Raw genomic sequence first — 3548 nt, 5'->3', positions numbered from 1 at the left:
ATACGCTTCCTAGTTTTGATGTCAACGTTTATTTCAAATCATTTCGAGAAACATTTAAAAATACACGTTAAGTTATGTTATTTACCACTTAATCGCTTAGATAACATATCAAAACAGTCCGTTGATGATTCATTTTGCGTGAACCCCTTGGAACTGGAGCGCATTATAGAGAGTGTTAGCTTTAGTACAAGGACTTATTTAACCTTTTTGTTCGTTCGATTATAAATACTGCTATTCGATTACTAAGCATATCAAAGTAGTTCACAAAGAAAGCAGCCCGAGATTATCAGCATGTCTTATCGTCTTCTATTTCTGGTATTTGGTCTGTGCTTGTTAGATTTACCACCTGCAGACAATGCGTCCTTCCGTGCATTTTTTTTATTTATTGGTTTTTTGTTTGAACCAGTACTTTTCGTTAAATCCAGCTCATAACCTGGTAACCATTGCTGTAATAGTTGGATATCAAGTAATTCTTCTATCGCTGTTAGTAGCCATTCCTCTCCTGGACTCACTAAAGATACAGCTAAACCTGAGTTTCCTGCTCTCGCTGTTCGTCCTATCCGGTGGACGTAATCTTCAGCATTGTAAGGAAGTTCATAATTAATAACATGTGATAGACCTTTTATATCAATACCACGAGCAGCGACATCTGTTGCTATTAATGCACGAACCTTTCCTTCTTTAAATTCATGTAATGCCTTTTCACGAGCGCCTTGAGATTTGTCGCCATGTATAGCTAATGACTTAACACCATCTTTGCTCATTTCTTTGGCTAGTTCATCAGCGCATTGTTTTGTCCGAGTGAACACTAAAACTTGCTTCCAATTTCTTGAGCCGATTAAAAATGAAGTTAGCTCTCTTTTGCGATCAGCATCCACACTATAGATTATTTGCTCTACATCATCCGCAGCTTTATTCTTTTCATCAATCTCTATAATTTTAGGGGCATCTAGAATGTTTTTACCCATCTTATAAATATCATCTGCGAATGTTGCAGAGAAAAGCAATGTTTGCTTAATTTTTGGTAAATGTTCAGTAATCTGATCTATTTCTTCTTTAAAGCCCATATCTAACATACGGTCAGCTTCGTCAAAAACTAGCGTTTCTATTTTGGCTAAACTCACGGATTCAGTTCGAAGAAGATCTAATAACCTGCCTGGCGTGGCAATTAATACATCAACACCTTCTTTTAATTCGTTAATCTGCAACTTTGTACTCACACCACCATAAGCAATACCTATATTTAGTGTGGTAAATTGACCATAATGACAAAAGCTTTTGTATACTTGTTGAGCAAGTTCTCGAGTAGGTGTTAAAACTAATGCCTTCAACTCCTGTTTACAAGGTTGAGCTAAGACAAGTTGTTGTAGTATCGGTAATGCGAATGCAGCTGTTTTCCCTGTACCAGTTTGTGCTCTTGCCATAACATCATGTTTAGCTAGAATTAGAGGGATACTTTGCTTTTGTATTTCTGTTGGTTCATCATAAGCAGATTCGGTTATTGCTTTTAGCAATGTTGAATCCAAAGAAAAAGAAGAAAAGGTCATTCGTTTAGCCAGTGAGTGTTTAAGTTAATTAATTATATCAGAAGTCGTTTATGACATTAAGGATGTTATGACAAAATCCCACTATCAAAATATGCGTTTCTTAATTGTTGACAATATCAAGCCATCGCAAGATATACTTAAGCAATTCGTTATGCGCTTAACGAACAGGCAAGTTGATAGTACTCATTATGCTCAGGACGTGTCCTCAATTTGTCAGCAAAAAGTTTATGATGTTATTTTGTTAGGTTATGATCTCGGCGATAACCAAAAGAATGGCCAACAACTACTCGAAGAATTAAGAGTTAATGGGTATATAAATCGGCACTGCATAGTAATATTAATCACTGCAGAGGTTTCTCAATCCATGGTACTCGCTGCACTTGAGCACAAACCTGATCACTACTTATGTAAGCCATATTCATTAAATGAATTAGATAAGCGCTTAAGGTCTTGTTTACATAAGAAAAAGTCGATGGCACGTATTTATCAAGCGCTTGACGATAACAACTCGGAACTTGTCATTAATCGTTGCAAACATGCCTTATCAATAAACACTCCTTATAAAACAGAATGTTTGGGAATTCTTTCAAGGCAATATTTTGAATTACAACAATATGATGATGCCAAAACGATTTACCTAGAATACCAAAACGCTGCCAATTGCCAATGGGCTACAATTGGTTTAGGTAAAGTAGCTTTACACGAAAATAAATTGCATCAAGCCGAAAAATTATTCAAACAATTAATTAAAAATTATCCACTTTATTTATCAAGCTACGATTGGCTTTCGGTAACTTATGAAGAGCAATTTCATAAGATATTAGCGGAGGAAATATTAGAACAAGCGTTATTATTATCACCGCGCTCTTTAACTCGATTAAAGAAATATGCTCATCTGTGTATAGGTAATGAACATTTTGATAAAGCTACCGCCGCCTACGAGAGTAATTATATACTTGCACATAACTCTATTCATCACTGTTCTGATAATACAATAAAATATGTACAAGCATTAATCGAGCATGCTCCTTCCCTTTCACTCGTCGATGCAAGAAAAGTAAATACCAAAGCCTTCTCATTTTTAAAACAAATGACACGGGACTTCAAGGATAGTGATATAAAAATTCAATCCCATTTCCTTGGTGCATGTTTATTAGAAATTACTAGAGAACACGATTTAGCACATGACGAAATAATGAAAGGTGAAAAACTGCTCGCAATAGAACAAATTAATATTGGTAAAGAAAAGCTGATAGATATATCGCAAACGCTGAAGAAACTGAACAAAAATAATCTAGCTACACAATTACTTATTGCTAGTGAAAAGATAGAAGAAACTCAATCAGATATAAGGATCGCAACCCAAATTAGTCTAAAAGATAAAGCTCAAGCGGATATTGAGCTGGGTCTGAGTTTATATGGTCAAAAGAAATATCGTGAGGCAATTGGGAAGTTACAAGATGCTTCGACAAAATTCCCCAAGCATGTAGGTATCAAACTAAATCTGATACAGGTTTTGTTAGTTTCATATGACAAAGACAAAGAACCAGTCACTAATTTACATAAAGCGAAGAATATATTACTTGAAATAAGTAAACTAGATTTGACTATGAATGAACTGGAAAGACTGAAAAAAATGCAAAAAAAATACCAGCAAGCTGCTGGTATTTAGTCGTATATGGTGGAGGGAGGTGGATTCGAACCACCGAAGGCTGAGCCGTCAGATTTACAGTCTGATCCCTTTGGCCACTCGGGAACCCCTCCACGGGGCCATTTCATCAATACTCATTGATGGAATTAGGAGTTTAGCAATGTCCTACTCTCACATGGGAACTCCCACACTACCATCGGCGCAACTGCGTTTCACTTCTGAGTTCGGAATGGGTTCAGGTGGGGCCACAGCGCTATTGTCGCTAAACAAAAACTTTTATTTGTTATGTTACTTATTTGTTTATAAGTAATTTAAAAAATAAAAACTTGAGCAAAAAGCCCGACTCTTAT

The 3548-nt window shown here is 36.0% G+C and carries 2 protein-coding genes, 1 tRNA gene and 1 rRNA gene; 1 reads left to right on the top strand and 3 read right to left on the bottom strand.

All coding sequences use genetic code 11. The annotated features are described in order from the left end of the window. Positions 1-296 precede the first annotated feature (296 nt). Positions 297-1547 carry a DEAD/DEAH box helicase gene (locus CXF71_RS10030; RefSeq protein WP_101232825.1) on the bottom strand — a complete coding sequence of 417 codons (1251 nt, stop codon included), beginning with the start codon at positions 1545-1547 and terminating at the stop codon, positions 297-299. A gap of 67 nt (positions 1548-1614) precedes the next feature. Between CXF71_RS10030 and CXF71_RS10025 the strand changes: the two genes are divergently transcribed. Further along, positions 1615-3219 carry a response regulator gene (locus CXF71_RS10025; RefSeq protein ID WP_101232824.1) on the top strand — a complete coding sequence of 535 codons (1605 nt, stop codon included), beginning with the start codon at positions 1615-1617 and terminating at the stop codon, positions 3217-3219. A gap of 7 nt (positions 3220-3226) precedes the next feature. Here the strand turns inward: CXF71_RS10025 and CXF71_RS10020 are convergent. Together CXF71_RS10020 and rrf are read right to left on the bottom strand one after the other, a co-directional pair. Then, positions 3227-3311 (bottom strand) — tRNA-Tyr (locus CXF71_RS10020). Between the two features lie 39 nt (positions 3312-3350). Next, positions 3351-3465 (bottom strand): 5S ribosomal RNA (rrf, locus tag CXF71_RS10015). Positions 3466-3548: the final 83 nt, after the last annotated feature.

It is taken from the genome of Colwellia sp. 12G3 (assembly GCF_002836775.1).
Lineage (GTDB): Bacteria > Pseudomonadota > Gammaproteobacteria > Enterobacterales > Alteromonadaceae > Colwellia.
This window is presented reverse-complemented; position numbering and strand designations above follow the sequence as displayed.

Excerpts from the sequence above, each read along its gene's own strand:
- CXF71_RS10030 (WP_101232825.1), bottom strand. The coding sequence starts at position 1,547 with ATGACCTTTTCTTCTTTTTCTTTGGATTCAACATTGCTAAAAGCAATA.
- CXF71_RS10025 (WP_101232824.1), top strand. The coding sequence starts at position 1,615 with ATGACAAAATCCCACTATCAAAATATGCGTTTCTTAATTGTTGACAAT.